Raw genomic sequence first — 21,317 nt, 5'->3', positions numbered from 1 at the left:
AAATAAATAAGTGATAAATTAATGAATATATAACAATTCACTAGTCATAATCTGTTATATTAAATTCCTGATATTGTAATTTTATGTAAGGGTTTTTATCCTTTTAATTTATTTTATGTCATGTGTTATAAAAATTAATTAATGAAAAAGTAGAAGAGTTAATCAATCTCTGATAGAAATTTGAACTTGTAGGCCAAAGTTATATTTACTCATGGTTTGCAATCACGGTGGAATATTCATCATGATATAGGTGGATAATATAAGTCCATCTAAACCGCATTATTGCATCAGGGACTGGCATTTTATATAAATGTCATTTGAAAAATATCTATTTTTATTGTACAAAATTATACCTTCACAATATCAAGTTTGATTTAGCGGTTACCTGATGAGAAGGCCATTTCAAGGAAATTATTTTAGCCACAAGTTACATAGGAACGGTGAATTATGTTTTTTTCTCGTAAATTAGAAGCATTCATGGCGGTGGTGGAAATGGGTTCTTTAAGCAAGGCGGCAAGAGTGATGAACCGTACGACTCCCCCAGTCGCTAAATCAATTAAAGACTTTGAAGCGACGTTAGGAAAGCGCTTATTTAAAAGGGAGAAGTTTGGGATGATTCTGACCAAAGACGGGGTGGAGTTATATAATGACCTGAAAGAGCTCTATTTGAAAGAGAAAGAAATTACAAAAAAACACATTAGCGGGAGTATTTGTAATGTTGTAAATATATACCATGATTGGGGTAAGAAAAAGCACCTGATTTCGCTTTATAAAGCAGCGGACCGAAATAATGCTCAGGTTAATATATTACGCTTCAGTTATGATAACATTGATGAAATAGTTGATTATGAGGGCAATACGATAATTTTAAGTTCAGAAAAAATACTTAGTGACCGATTCAGTCTTGTACGGAAAATTGATGGACCAAATTTGGGGATCTGCTGCCGTAAAGAATTATTGGGCGAAGTGAATGGAGACTTTATTCAATTGCTGAAAAAGAGAACATGGTTATGTGATCCAGTGCTTTATAAAGGCAATTTGATAAAGAGCCTGGAAGAGGAAATGGTAAAAAATGGGGAGAAAGTTAATATCCGACAGATGGATAATATAGAGTGTTGCCTTAATTTTATTCAGTCATCTGATTATATTTTTATTACTGATTCCCACTCCGGAGCATTGGAAGAGGGAGAGAGTTTAGGCTTTATGCCAATCCCACGACCTGATGCCATTAATCAGTGTTATGTCTACAAATCAAAATCTCATTCAAGCGTGTTAAATCGTTTTATCGACTCTGTCAGCGATATGGAGTAACCGGTTGCATATGGTGGTTAGTTTCGACAATTGATGTGAGCAATAGATTGGTTGTTGTGTTCGTAATGCGTTGAGAGCTTTGAATAGATTTTTGATGGTGGTGAGGAAAAATGACTTGTCATTTTATTCCTCACCTTGGCATAAATAATATCCCATTCTTCTTCGTTATTTCACTCTGCTCTCTTTGACCGCTCGGGAAACCCTCCAGATCAACAAAACTGCAACTTAAAAGACGACGGGTATATCAAAGAATAACGGTGCGGTTACCATATACAAAAACTCGCTGGGAAAAGACCCAGTGCAATGCCTGACTCAATACATTCTTTTCAACATCTCGTCCTGCCCGCATCATCTCTTCGGCAGTATATGTATGATCTACATTTATTACGTCCTGAGTGATAATTGGGCCTTCATCCAAATTATCATTTACATAATGTGCAGTAGCACCAATGATCTTCACCCCTCGCTCATAAGCCTGATGATAAGGGCGTGCACCGATGAATGCAGGCAAAAATGAGTGGTGAATGTTGATTATCTGATTTGGATAATGTTGAATAAATGCTGGTGTCAGGACACGCATATATTTAGCGAGTACAACATAATCTGGTTTATACCGTTCAATCTGAGCCATCAATGCTTCATCATGCTGTTTACGAGTTAAACCTTCATGGCTGATGTAATGGAATGGAATGCCGAATTGTTCAACTAATTGTTGCAGGATCGTATGGTTTCCAATAACAGCTGCAATTTCAACATCTAATCCACCATAGGCACTTTTTACCAAAATATCACCAATACAATGTGCTTCTTTCGTCACCATGAGAACGATACGGCGGCGACCCGCCGCATTGAGTTCACGGCTCGAACCTATGGGTAAAGCATCATCCAAATCGGCCAGAAGTGTTTCATCATTGAAAATACCTTCCAGCTCTGTACGCATAAAAAAACGTCCAGTGTGGTGATCTACAAATTCATTATTTTGAACGATATTTAATTGATGCTTGTAGCAGATGTTTGTGATCTTTGCGATTAATCCTTTGGAGTCAGGACAAATTGTACGCAAGATTTTTTTTTGTATGTTTGCGTTTTGCATGGATTGCGCAATCCTTAAATTTTCTTAACTGTGTGTGAATTGTTATGTTTGATATTCAGATACTGATTTAACCACAGCACTTCTTGTATTTTTTGCCTGAACCACACGGGCAAGGGTTATTACGACCTATCTGAGGACGAATACCATCAATATAAAACCAGTGTTGGTCAATGCGCAAAAAGCGCGAGCGCTCATGAATCAATTGATTATCTTGCTTTCCCTGTTCAATAAAGCAAGCTGAAAATTCGACATAAGCTTCGTTATTATGTTTGCCTTGATTTGTTTCTAAGACACTTAATCCCAGCCATTGTACACCAGCAAAACTTTGTTCTATTTCTGAACGCCAATTTTCGGCCTGACAATCAGGATGCCAGGTTGCGATTAGATAATCTACATCGTGTATGACATAAGCACTATATCTGGAACGCATCAAAGATTCGGCATTTGGAGCAGGATAATGATTTTCGAGATAGGGGCCACAACAATGAGCAAAAAGCAAGTCACTGCCGCAGGGACACATTTTTGTCAAAATAACTCCGATTATTTAAAGTAGTTGCTGTTAATATGAGCGATATTGCAAAGATATGTAGAGTATAAATAGTTACAGGCCTGTTGAGATATCATCGACTGATGATACTCGAATATAGGCAATGGTCGCAATGCTTGGTAAGAGGCCTCTGTTATGGAAAAGGTATTGAGAGGAAAGAAAATATTAGTTGTAGAAGATGAACCAGTTTGTTGCTCTTTATTAGTAAATTATTTGAATTCTTTGGGAGCAGTAACGATGTGTGCATCGAATGGAAAAATAGCATTACAGAAGATAGCGACGGAGATAGAACCCGAACTTATCTTTTGTGATTTGAATATGCCGCTCATGAATGGCCTTGAGTTTATTAGCCATATGGCGAAGAAAGGGTTGACTATACCCATTATTATTGTTTCTGCAACAAAGAATATGATGAAAATAGATGACGCGCTGCGTCTGGGAGCTAAAGATATCTTGTTAAAACCGATACTGAATCTTAATGAGATAAAGAAAGTTGCATTGAATTACTTGTATCCTCAATTATTTTCTTCTGAGGCTATAGAACGCAGTAGCTTGGTTCAGGAATTAACAATATTAAAACAAAATACCATCGCTACATGGAAGGTATTAAAACAGCTACAGCCGCCAGTTTCCCAGATTATCGCTAACTGTAGGGTAAATTATCGTTTGTTGAATACTGCGGGTAAAATAGGATTGGTCTTCGATATTGCCGCAATTTCTGAGAAAGAAATGATGTTCTACTGTTTTGATGTTAGTCATTTAAAAGATAGGAGTGCTATTTCCGCACTATTATTGAAAGTAGCTTTTAATAATATCTTGAAAAAGAGATATTTTTATAAAAAAAAGGGCTTACCCGGCATGCAGAATATTATGAATTGGTTGAAACAGGTAGTGAGTAACGGGAAGGAGACTGAACCACTTTCGCTGTTGGTGGGGTATTATGATACACATAATAAGACAATTTTATTGTCATCAGCTGGATTAGATGCACATGTTAAATCCGACGATTATCAGAAACAGCTAGATAATGGGATACCATTTCGAACGTTGGAAGTTATTCATGCTGATCATGACAGTAAACGCAGCGCATTTTGGCAATGCAGAATATGGAATAATAAAAATCAAATAAAATTGATGTTTTCTCCATCATTTTATTAATGATTTTGTAGCATTTATGTATCATTTTACTGCCATGTTAAACATAAAATCATATAAATATGAGCAAAAAATAGTGCACTTATACCCAATAAATTTCGAGTTGCAGTACGATAGCAAGGGAATGAGTCTTTGAGCATAGACAATTATGCGACTAGGGTGAGCGAGCAAAGCCAACAAAGCTGCAATTGGAAAGACGACGAGTATATATCAGGTTGAATTAACTGGTATACTCGTGTGCGTTATTTTTTATGAATACGGTTTTCTTCACACATACGATTTTTTTAGAGAGCTAGTGCTATTTAAGCTAACTGTATAGGTTTTTTCAGTGACAACATGGCAGTAGGAGACAATGTAATGTCAGCAATAAACAAAAAGGTAAAAAAAGCTGTTATCCCTGTAGCTGGTTTGGGAACAAGAATGTTACCAGCCACTAAAGCTATCCCTAAAGAAATGCTCCCTTTGGTGGATAAACCGCTTATTCAGTATGTTGTCAATGAATGTATTAAAGCTGGCATTAATGAAATTATTCTGGTCACACATTCATCCAAGAATTCTATAGAAAATCATTTTGATACCAGTTTTGAGCTGGAAGCAATCCTTGAGAAAAGGGTCAAACGTCAGTTATTGGATGAGGTACAGTCTATCTGTCCGAGCCATGTGACGATAATGCAAACTCGGCAAGGAATTGCAAAAGGATTGGGGCATGCGGTCTTATGTGCTAAGCCACTTATTGGTGATGAACCGTTTGCTGTTATTTTGCCAGATGTCATTTTAGATGAGCATAGTACCGACCTGTCAAAATATAATCTGAGTGAAATGCTATCGCGTTTTAATAGCAATGGAACCAGTCAGATTCTGGTAGAACCTGTTCCTAAAGAAAGTGTCTCGGATTATGGCATTGTAGATTGCTTAGGCGAAGAGCTACAACCCGGTGACAGTAAACCTATTGTCCGTGTTGTTGAGAAACCGAAACCAGAAGAAGCGCCATCCAATCTTTCTATTGTTGGGCGTTATGTATTATCTGAAAAAATTTGGCCATTGCTGGCAAAAACGGCACCAGGGGCAGGTGATGAAATTCAATTAACAGATGCCATTGCCATGCTGATGGAAAAAGAGCCAGTAGAGGCTTATCACTTGCAGGGCCGTAGCCATGATTGCGGTAATAAACTGGGCTATATGCAGGCATTTGTAGAATATGGCATGAAACACAAGGAACTGGGTAAATCATTCATGGATTGGATCATGACCTTGCAAAACCAGATTGAAAAATAATCTATTAGTCATTTAAGGTGTGATATGAAAGTTACTGTATTTGGTATTGGCTATGTAGGCTTAGTTCAAGCGACCGTATTTGCGGAAGTTGGGCATGATGTACTTTGTGTTGATATTGATGCAAAAAAGGTGGAAAACCTAAAAAATGGTCAGATCCCTATTTTTGAACCTGGCTTGGCACCTCTGGTAAAGAAAAATCATGTTGAAGGGCGTCTGAATTTTACAACAGACGCCAAAGCCGGTATTGCTCATGGCAAATTACAGTTTATTGCAGTAGGAACACCACCGGATGAAGACGGCTCAGCAGATCTTCAGTATGTCACTGCCGTAGCGCGAACCATAGCAGAAAATATGGATGGCTACAGAGTCGTTGTTGACAAATCAACCGTGCCAGTAGGTACGGCTGATAAAGTTAGAACAGTGATGCAGGCAACACTGGCACAACGTAATGTTGAGTTTCCGTTCGACGTTGTTTCCAATCCTGAGTTTTTGAAAGAGGGAGCCGCTGTTGCTGATTGTATGCGCCCAGAGCGCATTATTATTGGCTGTGATAATGACGGTGTAGTTGATGTAATGCGCGAGCTTTATGAGCCATTCAATCGTAATCATGATCGTATGATAGTTATGGACATCCGTAGTGCGGAGCTAACTAAATATGCAGCTAACTGTATGTTGGCAACGAAAATCAGTTTTATGAATGAAATTGCTAACCTGGCAGAAATGTTGGGAGCAGATATTGAAAATGTACGTCAGGGAATTGGCTCCGATTCACGAATCGGATATCACTTTATTTACCCCGGGTGTGGATATGGCGGTTCATGCTTCCCGAAAGATGTTCAGGCATTGATTCGTACTGCTGAGCAGATTGGATATATTCCTAAAATTCTTCAGGCAGTCGAACAAGTTAACGAAAAACAAAAAGGTAAATTGCCGGCTTTTGTTAAGCATCATTTTGGTAATGATTTATCCGGCAAAACATTCGCTATTTGGGGATTATCGTTTAAACCTAATACAGATGATATGCGTGAAGCATCAAGCCTTGTATTAATGGAAACATTATGGAAATGTGGTGCTAAAGTGCAGGCATATGATCCAGAAGCGATGCAAGAAGCTCAGCGTATTTATGGGCAGCGTGATGATCTGTCCTTAATGGGGACAAAAGAGTCTGCATTAAAAGGGGCTGATGCTTTAATTATCTGTACAGAGTGGCAAAATTTCAGGGCACCTGATTTTGATGTGATTAAAAATTCATTAAAAACTCCAGTGATTTTTGATGGCCGCAATCTTTATGATCCTGAGCGTATGCAATCGCGTGGGTTTACTTATTATGGTATTGGCCGTGGTTCCTCTATCAATCCAGTTATTTGAGTAATGATATGAAATTTTTAGTTACAGGTTCTGCTGGTTTTATTGGTTTTCATGTCAGTCAGCGGTTATTGAATATGGGTTATGAGGTTGTCGGTATCGATAACCTCAATGATTATTATGATATTAATTTGAAGCAGGCGAGATTAAATTTATTACTTCCTTTTTCAAATTTTAAATTTGAAAAATTAGATCTAGCTGACAGAATTGCTATCCCGGAATTGTTTGCTAAACACCAATTTCAGCGCGTTATCCATTTGGGAGCTCAGCCGGGTGTCCGCTATTCAATACAAAACCCAATGGCATATATTGATGCCAATATCATCGGTCATATCAATATTCTTGAAGGATGTCGCCATAATCATGTAGAACATTTATTATATGCATCTTCTAGTTCAGTATATGGATTAAATAAAAAGCAGCCTTTTTCCACGGATGATTCCGTTGATCATCCTGTCTCTTTATATGCGGCAACGAAAAAAGCTGACGAGTTAATGTCTCACAGTTATTCTCATCTTTATCAACTTCCTACTACTGGACTGAGATTTTTCACCGTATATGGGCCGTGGGGCCGTCCTGATATGGCTTTATTTAAATTTACCAAAGCTATGTCAGAAGGTAAGTCAATTGATGTTTATAATCATGGCAACATGGTGAGGGATTTCACATATATTGATGACATTGTTGAATCTATAATCAGATTGCAGGATATCATTCCTGCTTCCAATAAAGATTGGTCAGTTGAAAATGGACAGATATCTGCCAGCTCTGCGCCATACTGTATTTACAATATAGGTAATGGGCAGCCGACAAAACTGGGTGATTTTATTGAAGCGATTGAAGTTTCACTGGGAATAGAGGCGAAGAAAAACTTTATGGAAATTCAGGATGGTGATGTATTGTCAACGTGTGCGGATTCCAGTGCCCTTTACAATAAGATTGGGTTTTTGCCCAATACTCCGGTAAAAGAAGGCGTGAAACGGTTTATTGATTGGTATTTGGATTTTTATCAGAAGTCAGTGCAATAAAAACAAAGAAAAAGGAGCGTGTAGCTCCTTTTTTATAAAATAATGTTAATAAAAAACTAAGTTGGTGTTAAATTCTTCTTTATCACGTTGAGAATATGAAGTCGTTTTCGCCATTAATATAACTCTCAGTGTCTCTACATCAGCTCGTAATTAACCTAACTAGTTATATTAATCATAAAATAAAAATACCCTTGATAGGGTATTTTTGTTATTGAGGTTACAAAAAACTGATTAGATCAGAAAATCTTCAAGTTTTTTGCCTTCTTCTTCAATTGCTTTCTTGATTACAGCAGGTGTACGGCCTTGACCAGTCCAAGTTTTAGTTTCACCTTCATCGATGTATGAATATTTAGCTGGACGTGCAGCACGTTTAGATTTACTGGTAGCTTTACCACTTAAAGCATCCACTAAATCGCTTAATTCAATACCGTCTTTCTCCAGCATTTCGCGATATTCTTGAAGCTTACGTGTACGCTCTTCTATTTGCGCGCGAGCTTGGCTTTCTTCTTCACGACGTTCTTCAACAACAGTTGTAAGTTTTTCCAGCATTTCTTCTAAAGTGGTAAGTTCACATTCTCTTGCTTGTGCGCGCAAGGTACGGATGTTATTTAAGGATTTTAAATTTTCGCTCATTGTCCTGGTCTCAAATTATAATGATGATAGCTGATGTAGGGATAATAATAGAATGCTATTTTATTTTCTGCAATAGTGAATTTACTTTCTCAGGCTAAAATAGGCCATTTTAAAATGCAATTTTTTTGATAATCGATATATTGCATTTTAATCCTGCTATTGATTTTGTCATTTCACAATAAGAATTGAGGTAGATTACTGTAAAGTTGAGTAAGGCATAAACTGTGATGTATAAAACTAATTTATGGTCAATTTGTAAGGAATGTTAACTATTTTATAGAAATAAGTTGAAGAGCAAGTGCGAAATGAAAGTTTTTTATGGGTAATCGATTAGTTATGATTATAGAGAGATAAATTGAACAAAAGTAAACCGCTATGATTATTAATATGCAAAGGATGGAAAGGAAATAACTATTTCTTTTGTTATTGAGTTTGTTCATTTGTCATGCAGCAAGCGCTTTCGGTGTTGATTTTATATGCACAAATGTGATGATTATCATGGAAATAACCTTCTTACATTCGTTCTAATTTGTTTCTGCCACATCACATTAGTCAATAACAGGAAGTAAACTTGGTCAAAGTGTGTGATAAACTTACCGCGATATATCACCTGATTAAATTTGACTAGAGGATGGACGGGCCAATGGCTCAGCTTTATTTTTATTATTCTGCCATGAATGCAGGGAAATCAACTTCTTTATTACAATCTTCCTATAACTATAACGAAAGAGGAATGAGAACGCTGATTTTTACAGCAGAAATTGATACTCGTTTTGGTAAAGGAAAGGTGAGTTCTCGTATTGGCTTATGTGCTGAAGCTTTGTTATTTTCACCAGAAACAAATATTGCTGAGCTTATCAGAAGTGAAAATGGGTCTGAAAAAGTCCATTGTGTTTTGATTGATGAATGTCAATTCTTATCAAAAGAACACGTCAAGCAGCTTTGTGAAATTGTAGATTATGATGATATTCCTGTTCTCTGTTATGGATTAAGAACGGATTTTCAGGGAGAGTTATTTAGTGGAAGTAAATATCTTCTCGCTTGGGCAGATAAATTGGTGGAGTTGAAAACAATCTGTCATTGTGGGAGAAAGGCCAGCCATGTCCTGCGTTTTGGAGGCGATGGTAACGTTGTTTACGATGGTGCCCAGGTTGTCATTGGTGGCAATGAAAAATACGTCTCTGTGTGCCGTAGACACTATACTGACGTTATTTGTGATGCCAGGGCAAAAAAGGTTTAACGGACTTCAACCTGAATTAGTAGCGATTTCTTCCAATGCTATGGGGAGAGAACCGCGTCGGAAATAGATTGATTTTGGAAGTTTATGCTACAACATATCGTTAATGTAAGAAGATGAAATTTTCCACTTATTAATAAGAGGAGTTAATTAACTCAAATCCAGCCAATCAAAAAATGGTTGGCTATTAACACCATTTCTGAGTAATTCTTTTAAAAACGATTGCTTATGTTTTATTCTTACTTAGTCTACTACTCCCTCAAAATCATACTGTAATTTTTCACACTATTTTCCTTTCCATAATTTTAACAGACTGGTGTCTTGCTTGGGCATTTTGTGATGGAGGTGGATTTTTACTCTGTGGTGATTGCATTTTGTTAAAATAATGTTTATTTTCTCTTTCAATGGTGTCTTATGATTTTTATATTGAAAGAGTAAAATAAAATCTATTGTTTTCAGCTTGTTGTGTTTATTTTATAAGTGGAGTTTATACAAAAATAACAGATTTATTTTAATTCCTTAATAAATCGATTATGGATATTGTATAACAATTATTATGTTCGCGTTATTTTTTAACATATTAAATACTATGTGTTAATGAAATAAATAAATTACAGAGTTAACAGATTAAAAACGATCCATGTGCGGTTGATAATTTGGAGCAAAAAATGAAGAAGCAATCATCAAAATTGGGGAAAATAATTTCAAGTATCGTTTTATCATCATTACCTGCTGCCCAAAGCTTTGCTGCGGTTATTCCCGCGGGAGTCACATTAGCCGAAAAACAAGAAATAACCATTAATAATGGAGTTGAGGTGACTTCATTGGATCCTCATAAAGTAGAAGGTAATCCAGAAACTGTTGTGATTCGTAACCTACTGGAAGGACTGGTAACGACAGGGCCAAATGGTGAAACGGTGCCCGGAGTAGCAGAAAGATGGGAAAATGAAGGTCATAAGATTTGGACATTCTATTTACGTGAAGATGCTAAATGGCGCGATGGAAAACCGGTAACTGCACAGGATTTTGTCTATAGCTGGCGTCGCCTTGCTGATCCGAGCACCGGTTCTCCTTATACCAGTTATTTACAATATACCCATGTGCAGAATGCCGATGATATTTTGAACGGAACAAAAGCACCGGACCAATTGGGTGTCAAGGCGTTGGATGAACGTCGTTTCCAGGTAACACTCAGCCTGCCTGTGCCTTATCTGATTGATATGTTAAGTCATACAGCGATGAAACCTGTCAGGCAAGATGTGGTAGAAAAATGGGGCAGTAAGTGGACATTGCCGGCAAACTATATTGGCAATGGCGCTTATATATTGAAAGACTGGGTAGTCAATGAGCGACTTGTTTTAACGCGTAATTCACAGTATTGGAACAATAAAGAGACCATCATTGAAAATGGCACTTTCCTGCCTGTCGTTTCAGGGATCAGTGATGTTAACCGCTATCGTAGTGGGGAAATAGATATTACTAACAGCGCTATTCCCCCTGATCTGTACCAAAAAATGAAACGGGATATTCCCGATCAATTGCAAGTTTCACCTTTTTTGTGCACGTTTTATTACGAAATTAATAACCAAAAACCATTGTTTAAAGATGAACGAGTACGTGAGGCCATAAAACTGAGTCTTGATCGCGATATCATCACTGAAAGAATTATGGGGCAGGGGCAAATTCCAGCGTATGGCTTTACGCCAACCTATATTGGTGGTGGTTTGTCCATTAATCCAGAATGGGCGAATTGGACACAAGAACAACGTAATCAGCGGGCAAGGGAATTGTTAAAAGAAGCCGGTTTTGATGCCAGCAATCCCCTAAAGTTTACTTTGTTGTACAACACGTCAGAACAGAATAAACAACAAGCCATTGCTGCGGTTTCTATGTGGCAAAAAAATATTGGTGCAAAAGTCACATTGCAAAATCAGGAATGGAAAACCTCTCTCCAGAACCGCCATGAAGGACATTATGATGTTGCGAGAGCGACATGGTGCGGTGATTACAACGAACCTTCCTCTTTTTTGAATATGTTATTGTCAACTAGCAGTAATAATACCGGTTTCTATCAAAGTGAGGCGTTTGATAACTATCTTCGTCAGGCACTTGTCGCAAAAGATGACGCCACCCGCAAGGAATTTTATCAACAGGCTGAGGCTCAACTTGATAAGGATTCAGGAATGATCCCTGTTTATTATCGTGTCAGTGTACGTCTTATTCGCCCTACTGTTGGTGGAATGATAGGTAAAGATCCTCTTGATTATGTCGATCTAAAGAATTTATACATAAAAAAAATTGATAAGTGATCTTTTAATAAAATATTGTCCTGCTTTAAGCAAAATAGTTCCTTTTTAATGCATATAATAACCATCCCAATATGTATATATAGCTCTAACGAGTCAGATGATATTAATTGGAGTAACAATAAGATGATAAACACAACAAAGAAAAAACTGGCTGCCGGAATTACGGCAGCCCTGGGTATGATGATGGGCTGGCAGGCCTTTGCTGCGCAAGTACCCGCGGGTGTGCAACTCGCAGACCCTGCAAAACAGGTGCTAGTCCGCAACAATGGCTCGGAACCCCAATCGTTGGATCCGCATAAAATTGAGGGTGTGCCGGAATCCAACATTGCTCGTGACTTATTTGAAACGTTGGTGATTAATGACCCTGACGGCAAAATTATCCCCGGTGTAGCAGTGAGTTGGGACAGTCAGCAGGATTTCAAAGTTTGGACATTCCATTTACGCAAAGATGCAAAGTGGTCTAATGGTGACCCTGTCACTGCGCAGGATTTTGTTTATAGCTTTCGCCGGTTGGTAGACCCAAATACTGCATCTCCTTACGCAAGTTTTATGCAATATGCTCATATTGTTAATGTTGATGATGTCATTAGCGGTAAACAAAAACCCGAAACTTTGGGTGTGAAGGCATTAGATGATCATACATTACAATTAACACTGAGTGAGCCTGTTCCTTATCTGGTCAGGTTGTTTGTCCATACAAGTACATCACCAGTCCACCGTGCAACTGTAGAAAAATATGGTGATAGATGGACGCAACCCCAGAATTTTGTGGGTAATGGTGCTTATAAAGTGAAAAGCTGGGTAATCAATGAACGCCTTGTTTTTGAACGAAATCCGGTCTATTGGGATGATAAAAATACAGTTATCAATCAAGTCACTATTTTACCAATTTCTTCTGAAATCACGGATGTTAACCGTTATCGTGCTGGCGAAATTGAGATGAGTTATGACAACTTACCGGTTGAATTGTTCCAAAAGCTGAAAAAAGAGATCCCCGAACAGTTGCGTATAAATCCGAAATTGTGCACTTACTACTATGAAATTAATAACGAAAGGATGCCATTTAACGATCCAAGAGTACGTACCGCACTGAAATTGGGAATGGATCAAGCTCTTTTAACTAATAAGGTAAAAAATCAGGGAGATATACCTGCTTATGGTTATACCCCACCATATATTGCTGATTTTAAAGATGAGAAACCAGACTGGTACGTTAAATTAAATCAGCAACAACGTAACGAAGAAGCGAAAAAACTTTTGGCAGAAGCTGGATTTACCAAAGATAATCCTTTGAAAGTAAAATTACTGTACAACACTTCTGACCTACACAAAAAATTAGCTATTGCTGCTGCTTCCGTTTGGAAAAAGAATATCGGTGTTGACATTTCTCTTGAAAACCAAGAGTGGAAAACGTTCCTCGACTCCCGTCATCAGGGCAATTATGATGTAGCCCGCGCCGGATGGTGCGCTGATTATAATGAAGCTTCTACTTTCTTGAATCCTATGTTATCCCACAGTAGTAACAACACTTCTCATTATAAGAGTAAAGAATTCGACGAGTTAATGAAGCAATCTCTTCAAGCAAAAACTGATGAAGAACGTGCTGAAATTTATGCCAAAGCTAACGCTCAATTAGATAAAGATTCCGCTATCGTGCCAATCTATTACTACACAAATTCCCGTTTATTAAAACCCTATGTAGGGGGTTATACCGGAAAAGATCCATTGGATAACTACCACACTAAAGATCTATACATAATAAAACACTAGGAATCAGTAGGTGGTGCTATTAATGGCACCATCTGAATTCAGATTATTTTAAGGCCACGGTTTGGCTAAACAATAGGAACGGGCAATGCTTAAATTTATTTTACGCCGCTGCTTAGAGGCGATCCCGACACTTTTTATTCTCATCACAATTTCGTTTTTTATGATGCGGCTTGCACCGGGTAGCCCATTTACAGGAGAAAGGAAGTTACCGCCGGAAGTGATGGCAAATATTGAAGCGAAATACCACCTGAATGACCCTATCTATAAACAATATTTCAATTATTTAATCCAACTTTCCAAAGGGGACTTTGGCCCTTCATTTAAATATAAAGACTACAGTGTAAATGATCTGGTTGCAGAAGCGTTGCCTGTTTCTGCTAAATTGGGTTTCGCTGCCTTTATTATGGCAGTGATATTGGGTGTCAGTGCGGGGGTTATTGCGGCATTAAATCAGAATACAAAATGGGACTATACGGTTATGGGATTTGCCATGACGGGGGTTGTCATCCCCAGCTTTGTAGTGGCTCCTTTATTGGTTCTGATATTCGCCATTACATTAAAATGGCTGCCGGGAGGAGGCTGGAATGGCGGGGCACCTCAATATATGCTCTTGCCAATGGTTGCACTTTCCCTCTCTTATATTGCCAGCATATCCCGTATTACTCGTAGTTCCATGATAGAAGTTTTACATTCCAACTTTATTCGCACTGCCCGGGCCAAGGGGTTACCACTGCGAAAAATTATCCTGCGCCATGCGTTAAAACCAGCCTTATTACCCGTAATCTCTTATATGGGTCCTGCATTCGTCGGCATCATCACCGGTTCAATGGTTATCGAAACCATCTTCGGTTTACCCGGATTGGGCCAGTTATTTGTTAATGGTGCATTAAACCGAGATTACTCATTGGTACTCAGTCTGACGATTCTGGTGGGTGGATTGACCATTATGTTTAATGCCATTGTTGACGTCTTGTATGCTGTCATTGATCCGAAAATTCGTTACTAAAACTGGAGCACGCAATGTTACTGAATAAAAAAAATAGCGAAGCTCTGGAAAATTTCTCCGAGCAATTGGAAATTGAAGGCCGTAGTTTGTGGCAGGATGCACGCCGTCGTTTTATACATAACAAGGCGGCGGTTACGAGTTTATGTATTCTGCTTGTAATTACATTATTTGTCATTCTGGCTCCAATGCTGTCGCAATTTGCTTACGATGATACCGATTGGAATATGATGACAATGCCGCCGGATTTTGAATCCAGCCACTATTTTGGTACTGATTCATCAGGACGGGATCTGTTGGTACGTGTTGCCATTGGCGGGCGTATTTCACTGATGGTCGGGGTCGCCGCAGCTTTGATTGCCGTGTTGTTCGGTACTTTGTACGGCGCGACATCAGGCTATCTTGGCGGCAAAGTTGATATGGTCATGATGCGCTTGCTGGAAATTCTCAACTCTTTCCCATTTATGTTCTTCGTTATCCTTCTGGTTACTTTCTTCGGTCAAAACATCCTGCTGATTTTCGTTGCGATAGGTATGGTATCGTGGCTAGACATGGCGCGTATTGTCCGAGGACAGACATTGAGCTTAAAACGCAAGGAATTCATTGAAGCAGCATTGGTTGGTGGGGTTTCTACCCGTCATATCGTTCTGCGCCATATCGTGCCAAACGTCTTGGGTATTGTGGTGGTTTATGCTTCATTACTTGTACCCAGTATGATCCTGTTTGAATCTTTCTTGAGCTTTCTGGGTTTGGGAACTCAGGAGCCGCTCAGTAGTTGGGGTGCTTTACTAAGTGATGGTGCCAACTCAATGGAAGTGGCTCCTTGGTTACTGTTATTTCCGGCAGGCTTTCTGGTGATGACCCTGTTTTGTTTTAACTTTATTGGTGACGGCCTGCGAGATGCCCTCGATCCAAAAGACCGTTAAGGAGAGTCTATGAATAGCCTGGAAACTTCAAAAAATGATGAATTTCTATTATCAGTCAAAGATCTGAATGTCGTGTTCAGCACTCCTGATGGCAACGTAACTGCCGTAAATAAACTGAATTTTGATTTACAGGCGGGAGAAACGCTGGGGATCGTGGGAGAATCTGGTTCTGGTAAATCACAGACAGCATTTGCATTAATGGGATTACTGGCCAGTAATGGTTCTGTCAGCGGTTCTGCTACCTTTAACCACAGAGAAATTCTCAATCTGAAAGAAAAAGAGTTAAACCGGATGAGGGCAGAAGAGATCTCGATGATATTTCAAGATCCCATGACGTCCCTGAATCCTTACATGCGGGTGGGGGAGCAATTAACTGAAGTGCTGATGCTGCATAAAAATATGGGCAAAGGAGCAGCTCGTCAAGAGTCTATCCGAATGCTGGATGCGGTTAAAATGCCAGAAGCCCGTAAACGCATGAGAATGTACCCGCATGAATTTTCTGGTGGTATGCGCCAGCGTGTCATGATTGCGATGGCACTATTGTGCCAGCCTAAACTGCTTATTGCCGATGAACCGACAACTGCACTGGACGTAACGGTTCAGGCACAGATCATGACATTACTCAACGAATTGAAAAAAGAGTTTAACACCGCCATTATCATGATCACCCATGATTTGGGTGTGGTGGCCGGCATTTGTGACAAAGTGTTGGTCATGTATGCTGGAAGAACAATGGAATACGGCACTGCACGTGACGTGTTTTACCATCCTACGCACCCATACTCCATCGGATTACTGAATGCAGTTCCGCGTTTGGATGGTGATGAAGAGATATTGACGACCATTCAAGGCAACCCTCCTAATTTATTGCGTTTACCGAAAGGATGTCCATTCCAGCCGCGTTGTCAGTTTGCTATTGAGCGTTGTGCTCAGCAGGAACCGCAGTTGGAAAGTTTTGATCTTGGGCGCTTGCGTGCCTGCTTTAAATGCCAGGAGGAATTAGTATGAGCGAAATAGCTGAAAAACGTGTCCTGTTGGAAGTCAATGACCTCAAGGTTTATTTTAATATCAAAGATGGGAAACAGTGGTTCTGGCAGCCGTCGCAAACCTTAAAAGCGGTGGACGGAGTCACACTCAGGCTCTATGAAGGAGAAACTCTGGGGGTTGTAGGGGAGTCTGGCTGCGGAAAATCAACATTTGCCAGAGCAGTGATTGGATTGGTGAAGGCTTCTGGTGGCTCGGTTACTTGGCTCGGACAAAATCTACTGGAGGTAAATGATAAACAGTGGCGGGATATTCGTAACGATATCCAAATGATTTTCCAAGACCCTTTGGCATCACTGAATCCGCGTATGACCATCGGTGACATCATTGCAGAACCGTTAAGAACCTATTATCCCAAAATGAAAGTCATGGAGATCAAAGAAAAAGTTAAAAAAATGATGATGCGGGTAGGGTTATTACCTAACCTGATAAACCGTTATCCCCATGAATTTTCAGGCGGACAGTGTCAACGTATTGGTATTGCCCGGGCTTTGATTTTGGAGCCTAAATTAGTTATCTGTGATGAACCTGTTTCAGCGCTGGATGTTTCCATTCAGGCGCAGGTTGTTAACTTGTTGCAGGAGTTACAGCGTGAAATGGGGCTTTCCCTGATATTTATCGCTCATGATCTGTCGATAGTGAAACACATATCAGATCGCGTATTAGTGATGTATTTGGGAAATTCGGTGGAACTGGGAACTTACGATGAGGTTTATCATAACCCGCTGCATCCTTATACGCGTGCACTCATGTCTGCTGTACCCATTCCTGATCCGGACAAAGAACGTAACAAGCATATTGAATTGTTGGAAGGAGAACTCCCTTCACCGATTAATCCCCCGTCTGGCTGTGTATTCCGCACTCGTTGCCCAATGGCTGATGCTGAATGTGCCAAAACCCGGCCATTGCTAGAAGGCAGCTTTAAACATGCGGTATCTTGTCTTAAAGTTGATCCGCTATAACCACTAGCATAGAAAGAACCATTAGCGTAGAAAAGTTCTAATGTGACACTGTCACCAAAGGTAAGCTTAAATGCCTTCATCATGAGGGCATTAGCAAACTTTGAAAATACAACTCAACAAACAAATTAACTACCCTATGTTAAATTATGTTGATAATTACATAAGGAGGCTTGATTGAGCCAATAGCCTAGCTTAAGTAAAATTTTTTGGTGGTTTAGCCGCAGGATTAAATGATCTTGAACTTTAATAAAATAATAAGTGAGGGATTTATGTCTGAAGTTAATCAGCCAGAAAGTAAAAAAACCTGAATATGAATGCCAGATTAACCCCGATCAGTACAAAATTGACACCGTAACCGCCCCGACTGGCTCTTGCCCGTGGGCAATCATTCAGGTTTATTTAGGGAATAAATTATTTTTGCCAGTCATTCATATTCATTAATGATCATGTATAGTCACGTTTATTATTATAATATTTTGATTTTAAATAATAATTTAATTATTTTTTGTTTATTGTAATCAGTCATAGTCATAAATTATCATCTGGAGTCATGAAAAAAATGTACACATGGGTGTACATGATCTACATTAAAAGCAATGTTATTTTTCGAGGAAGGTAATATGGCTATCACTGATTCATGGCTCCGCTCTACCAATGGCAAGCCCCAAGAAAAAATGATTACCAAATCAGACAGGGATAGCCTGTCTGTTCGTGTCACTCCCAAGGGAAAGATCATATTCCAATTTAGGTATCGCTGGAACGGCAAAGGGGATCGGATTGACATCGGTACTTATCCGGCAACCAGCCTAAAAGATGCGCGTGATTCAGTGATTTTTTATCGAGGAGAACTGGAGCAACACCGCAATCCTAAAATCGTTAAGCGCGTTCGTAAAGAATCAGCTTTGAATGCGGTTACCGTGGAAGGGCTTATCAGGGGCTGGTGGGGGACAACAATGCAGGGGGCAAAGATTAAAGCGGATGAAATCCTGCGCTCTTTCGAGATTCATGTTTTCCCGAAAATTGGGAAATTACCCCATGATGAGGCGATACTTCATGTGTGGCTTTCTTTAATTGAAGATATAACCAAGCAAGTACCGACAATTGGCACGCGCATATTAACATATTCCAAGACTGCGCACAGATGGGCAGTTCGGCGAGGTATAACCAATTTTACTCCGCTGTCTGATGTAGAAAGAAGTGACTTAAGTAAAAAAAATGCAGATGATGACACTGAACTTGATAATGATATAGGCGGTAGGATATTAAGCGAAGAAGAGTTAGTTGTTCTTTTTCAAATTATAAACTCCCCCAAATATAACCCGCGTAATGCACTAATAGTAAAGTTGTGCTTGTTGTTTGGTTGCCGTATCGGTGAGCTATTGAAAGCTAAGGTTCCTGATTTTGATTATGAAAATAATATTTGGATTGTCCCCCCGAAAAATCACAAAACAGGCAGAAGATCCAAAAAGCCTATAATCAGGCCAATTATCCCAGAAGCCAAGAAATTAATTGAGCAGGCAAAAGAATTAAGTCATGGGAGTGAATACCTCTTTACTGTATCTGGTGGCAAGCCATTTACACAGAACTCACATAGCTCAATGATTATAAGATTAAATAAAAAAATGGCTTCTTACTTGCCTGATTATGAAAGCTGGTCAATCCACGACTTACGCAGAACCATGCGCACCGGTGTTTCTGAACTGACTGCGCCTCACGTGGCTGAAATTATGGTAGGGCACAAATTACCGGGAGTATGGCAGGTGTACGACAAGCACACCTACCTGAATGAGCAGAGAGAGGCATATGAGCGCTGGTGGGATAAGCTGACTAGCATTCTTAGTTGGGAACTGAATAACATTATTTTTGAAGCGACATGGAGTGATAAGGTGACACCGGCGGGAGTGGCGAAGGTGATCTTGAAGAGCGGATATCAGAAAGGGGGTGAATGATGACAGAATCACCTTATATCAAAACTCAGGAACTGGCAGACCGATACTGTGTAAAACCACATACTATAAGGTTGTGGTGTGGCAATGGGAAGCAAAGGCGTAAAGGCTTCCCAAAACCCAAATTTTTATCTGACCAGCTTAACTTTTTACGGCAGGATATTCTTGACTGGGAGAACGGCAAACAATGTCCTCCAAATTTTTTGGTCTTAAGTTGTAGGGCACCTCATCGGGCACCCCTTCCATAATGTCGATAGTCAGCTCAGCGATTTCCTTTTCTCCCCGTTCTGGCTTACGGTATCCGGCTTGCCAGATTGCCTCGGTGATGTCGGAAGGATCACCCCATGCGGATTTGATAACCTGTGTTAGGTGGAGTGAGTTATTGGACATTTCTAGCTCTCCATCCCGCCGAAAAAAGTTGAAAATATTTTTTAGTGTAACTGCTAAAATATTCACCACTTTTATACTTAACCAATAAATTGCTATCAAACTGAGGACTATCGGTGATAAATTTTTCAAACTCTTTTCGACATAAATCTGAGTTATTATTCATCGTTACTTCCCCTCTGTTATTGGCGCAGGGATATCATCCATATAGCACCAGTGGGTGACTTCATCGTTTTCGTGCTCCTGCCATTGGTTTATGTCGGTGTCCCAGTAGTCATAACCGGCACGAGAGATGGAGCCGAACGTCACATAAACCAGACACAGAGGGGGGTAGTCATCGATATCTACTGGCATTCTGTCCTTAACGCTGACCCACGGAATCCCCTGTGTTTTCCTGACCTCATTCGCTTTCTTCAATAACCAATCTGCCCACTCGCGCCCGTCGTCAATGAATTCGGATAAACCAATTTCATTCTGTGCGTTATCGATGCTTATCATTATTTCTTTCCTCGATTGCCTTTCTTAATCGGTGTTAACTTCACGGCTGCCACTTTCGGTGCGGGTGGCAGGGGAGGGCAAACGCCCTCGTGAATGTAAAAGTTATGATTCATGTGGTGGATAATCTGCTGCGTGTAGTCCCTGCCGTCATCAATGTGGACTACCGTTCTGACAATGATGTCATCAATGTCCGCCATCTGGCGATGTTCCTCAGTCATTGAAACGCCCCCTTGGCTGCCAGCATGTCGCTCATGTCATTGATCATGCTCTGCCATATCTCGCGTCCGTGTCCCGTCAGACAGCCATTGACCACGCATTTTTCCATCAGGTTAATGGCGATTACCTCCCATGCCGGGTAATTCTGCTGTAGTGCTTCCAGTGCGTAACTGTCCACCAGTTCACGAATGCCTTTTACACCATCGACAATAGCGACATTAATTTCTGTTTTGCCGACTTGCATCGTGAAGTGATCGCCGCCGTTACGGGTTGTTACGTCGTGATAGATAGCGGCTGCGTAAGTGTTCGCCAGTGCGTTGAGGCGAAAGTTTTTCGTTATCATGTGAACCTCTTATCAATGAATGACGGGTATAGTGTTAAACTCGCCAGCCTCTACCGCTTTGATTAAGTCATCGTGCAGGATAGAAAGCCCTTCACGCCCTTTCTCAGATAACCAGTTGCCGCTCTCTGGCTGCTGATTGATAAACTCCATATATAGCAGAATCATAATACTGTGTCATAATACCTAAATCCCAATGACAAGGTAGAATTGAGATGGGTTACAGTCTAGATTTTCGAAGAAGAGTACTGGCATACAAAGACAAGCATGCA

At 39.8% G+C, this 21,317-nt stretch carries 22 protein-coding genes and 1 pseudogene; 15 read left to right on the top strand and 8 right to left on the bottom strand.

What is annotated here, in order from left to right:
- Window positions 1–447: 447 nt before the first annotated feature.
- Window positions 448–1,311 (top strand): helix-turn-helix domain-containing protein, encoded by an 864-nt coding sequence (locus tag BM329_RS08460; protein ID WP_092551643.1) that lies wholly within the window; start codon window positions 448–450, stop codon window positions 1,309–1,311.
- 244 nt (window positions 1,312–1,555) lie between these two features.
- Here BM329_RS08460 and purU read toward each other — a convergent pair whose 3' ends face one another.
- Both purU and BM329_RS08450 read right to left on the bottom strand, forming a co-directional pair.
- A complete protein-coding gene (gene purU / locus BM329_RS08455) occupies window positions 1,556–2,404 on the bottom strand; it encodes a formyltetrahydrofolate deformylase (protein ID WP_092551640.1) in 849 nt (282 codons plus the stop codon).
- Window positions 2,405–2,471: 67 nt separating this feature from the next.
- Window positions 2,472–2,933, bottom strand: coding sequence for a YchJ family protein (locus tag BM329_RS08450; protein ID WP_177216229.1), 462 nt, complete (start codon window positions 2,931–2,933; stop codon window positions 2,472–2,474).
- A gap of 153 nt (window positions 2,934–3,086) precedes the next feature.
- On the opposite strand from BM329_RS08450, the gene rssB reads away from it, so the two are divergent.
- The 4 genes from rssB to BM329_RS08430 all read left to right on the top strand — a co-directional run bounded on the left by rssB (window position 3,087) and on the right by BM329_RS08430 (window position 7,774).
- Window positions 3,087–4,109, top strand: a complete 1,023-nt coding sequence (rssB, locus tag BM329_RS08445) for a two-component system response regulator RssB (RefSeq protein ID WP_092551634.1) — start codon at window positions 3,087–3,089, stop codon at window positions 4,107–4,109.
- Between the two features lie 354 nt (window positions 4,110–4,463).
- Entirely contained in the window at window positions 4,464–5,381 is a 918-nt protein-coding gene (gene galU, locus BM329_RS08440; RefSeq protein ID WP_092551630.1) for a UTP--glucose-1-phosphate uridylyltransferase GalU, read from the top strand.
- A gap of 24 nt (window positions 5,382–5,405) precedes the next feature.
- Complete coding sequence (locus tag BM329_RS08435) at window positions 5,406–6,749, top strand: UDP-glucose dehydrogenase family protein (RefSeq protein WP_092551627.1); 1,344 nt, start codon at window positions 5,406–5,408, stop codon at window positions 6,747–6,749.
- An 8-nt stretch (window positions 6,750–6,757) separates the two neighbouring features.
- On the top strand, window positions 6,758–7,774 hold the full coding sequence (locus BM329_RS08430) for an NAD-dependent epimerase (protein ID WP_092551623.1): 1,017 nt from the start codon (window positions 6,758–6,760) through the stop codon (window positions 7,772–7,774).
- A 231-nt stretch (window positions 7,775–8,005) separates the two neighbouring features.
- Here the strand turns inward: BM329_RS08430 and hns are convergent, their stop codons facing one another.
- Complete coding sequence (gene hns, locus BM329_RS08425; RefSeq protein WP_092551620.1) at window positions 8,006–8,407, bottom strand: histone-like nucleoid-structuring protein H-NS; 402 nt, start codon at window positions 8,405–8,407, stop codon at window positions 8,006–8,008.
- A gap of 643 nt (window positions 8,408–9,050) precedes the next feature.
- Between hns and BM329_RS08420 the strand changes: the two genes are divergently transcribed.
- The 9 genes and pseudogenes from BM329_RS08420 (at window position 9,051) to BM329_RS08385 (ending at window position 19,607) form a co-directional block, all read left to right on the top strand.
- The gene (locus BM329_RS08420) at window positions 9,051–9,647 is read left to right on the top strand and encodes a thymidine kinase (RefSeq protein WP_092551617.1); all 597 of its coding nucleotides are present in this window, start codon (window positions 9,051–9,053) and stop codon (window positions 9,645–9,647) included.
- Between the two features lie 665 nt (window positions 9,648–10,312).
- Complete coding sequence (locus BM329_RS08415; RefSeq protein ID WP_092551614.1) at window positions 10,313–11,953, top strand: ABC transporter substrate-binding protein; 1,641 nt, start codon at window positions 10,313–10,315, stop codon at window positions 11,951–11,953.
- 123 nt (window positions 11,954–12,076) lie between these two features.
- On the top strand, window positions 12,077–13,723 hold the full coding sequence (gene oppA, locus BM329_RS08410) for an oligopeptide ABC transporter substrate-binding protein OppA (RefSeq protein WP_092551611.1): 1,647 nt from the start codon (window positions 12,077–12,079) through the stop codon (window positions 13,721–13,723).
- An 85-nt stretch (window positions 13,724–13,808) separates the two neighbouring features.
- Window positions 13,809–14,729 carry an oligopeptide ABC transporter permease OppB gene (gene oppB / locus BM329_RS08405; RefSeq protein WP_092551608.1) on the top strand — a complete coding sequence of 307 codons (921 nt, stop codon included), beginning with the start codon at window positions 13,809–13,811 and terminating at the stop codon, window positions 14,727–14,729.
- Window positions 14,730–14,743: 14 nt separating this feature from the next.
- Window positions 14,744–15,652, top strand: a complete 909-nt coding sequence (gene oppC / locus BM329_RS08400) for an oligopeptide ABC transporter permease OppC (RefSeq protein ID WP_092551604.1) — start codon at window positions 14,744–14,746, stop codon at window positions 15,650–15,652.
- A gap of 9 nt (window positions 15,653–15,661) precedes the next feature.
- The gene (gene oppD / locus BM329_RS08395; protein WP_092551600.1) at window positions 15,662–16,660 is read left to right on the top strand and encodes an ABC transporter ATP-binding protein; all 999 of its coding nucleotides are present in this window, start codon (window positions 15,662–15,664) and stop codon (window positions 16,658–16,660) included.
- Complete coding sequence (oppF, locus tag BM329_RS08390; protein ID WP_092551597.1) at window positions 16,657–17,658, top strand: murein tripeptide/oligopeptide ABC transporter ATP binding protein OppF; 1,002 nt, start codon at window positions 16,657–16,659, stop codon at window positions 17,656–17,658. The genes oppD and oppF overlap by 4 nt, the downstream gene beginning before the upstream one ends.
- 269 nt (window positions 17,659–17,927) lie before the next feature.
- Window positions 17,928–18,072, top strand: a pseudogene (locus BM329_RS15365) (Thoeris anti-defense Tad2 family protein); the annotation flags it as partial.
- 206 nt (window positions 18,073–18,278) lie between these two features.
- Window positions 18,279–19,607 carry a tyrosine-type recombinase/integrase gene (locus tag BM329_RS08385; RefSeq protein WP_092551594.1) on the top strand — a complete coding sequence of 443 codons (1,329 nt, stop codon included), beginning with the start codon at window positions 18,279–18,281 and terminating at the stop codon, window positions 19,605–19,607.
- Between the two features lie 138 nt (window positions 19,608–19,745).
- Here the strand turns inward: BM329_RS08385 and BM329_RS08375 are convergent, their stop codons facing one another.
- The 3 genes from BM329_RS08375 to BM329_RS08370 are packed head-to-tail and all read right to left on the bottom strand — an operon-like array spanning window position 19,746 to window position 20,489.
- Window positions 19,746–19,994, bottom strand: a complete 249-nt coding sequence (locus BM329_RS08375) for a hypothetical protein (RefSeq protein ID WP_092551588.1) — start codon at window positions 19,992–19,994, stop codon at window positions 19,746–19,748.
- Window positions 19,984–20,157 (bottom strand): hypothetical protein, encoded by a 174-nt coding sequence (locus BM329_RS14710; RefSeq protein WP_177216228.1) that lies wholly within the window; start codon window positions 20,155–20,157, stop codon window positions 19,984–19,986. Before BM329_RS14710 ends, BM329_RS08375 begins: the two co-directional genes overlap by 11 nt.
- 2 nt (window positions 20,158–20,159) lie before the next feature.
- On the bottom strand, window positions 20,160–20,489 hold the full coding sequence (locus tag BM329_RS08370) for a hypothetical protein (protein WP_092551585.1): 330 nt from the start codon (window positions 20,487–20,489) through the stop codon (window positions 20,160–20,162).
- 89 nt (window positions 20,490–20,578) lie between these two features.
- On the opposite strand from BM329_RS08370, the gene BM329_RS15200 reads away from it, so the two are divergent.
- A complete protein-coding gene (locus BM329_RS15200; protein WP_281245145.1) occupies window positions 20,579–20,710 on the top strand; it encodes a hypothetical protein in 132 nt (43 codons plus the stop codon).
- Here the strand turns inward: BM329_RS15200 and BM329_RS08360 are convergent.
- Together BM329_RS08360 and BM329_RS14705 are read right to left on the bottom strand one after the other, a co-directional pair.
- Window positions 20,704–21,048 carry a hypothetical protein gene (locus BM329_RS08360; protein WP_092551579.1) on the bottom strand — a complete coding sequence of 115 codons (345 nt, stop codon included), beginning with the start codon at window positions 21,046–21,048 and terminating at the stop codon, window positions 20,704–20,706. The two genes, BM329_RS15200 and BM329_RS08360, sit on opposite strands and share 7 nt — an antisense overlap.
- Window positions 21,049–21,060: 12 nt before the next feature.
- Window positions 21,061–21,213, bottom strand: a complete 153-nt coding sequence (locus BM329_RS14705; RefSeq protein ID WP_177216227.1) for a hypothetical protein — start codon at window positions 21,211–21,213, stop codon at window positions 21,061–21,063.
- Between the last annotated feature and the right edge of the window lie 104 nt (window positions 21,214–21,317).

Source organism: Xenorhabdus koppenhoeferi, assembly GCF_900116635.1.
In the GTDB taxonomy this organism is placed as follows: Bacteria; Pseudomonadota; Gammaproteobacteria; order Enterobacterales; family Enterobacteriaceae; genus Xenorhabdus; species Xenorhabdus koppenhoeferi.
Note: the sequence above shows the minus strand (reverse complement) of the source record. Positions and strands in the feature narration are given on the sequence as shown.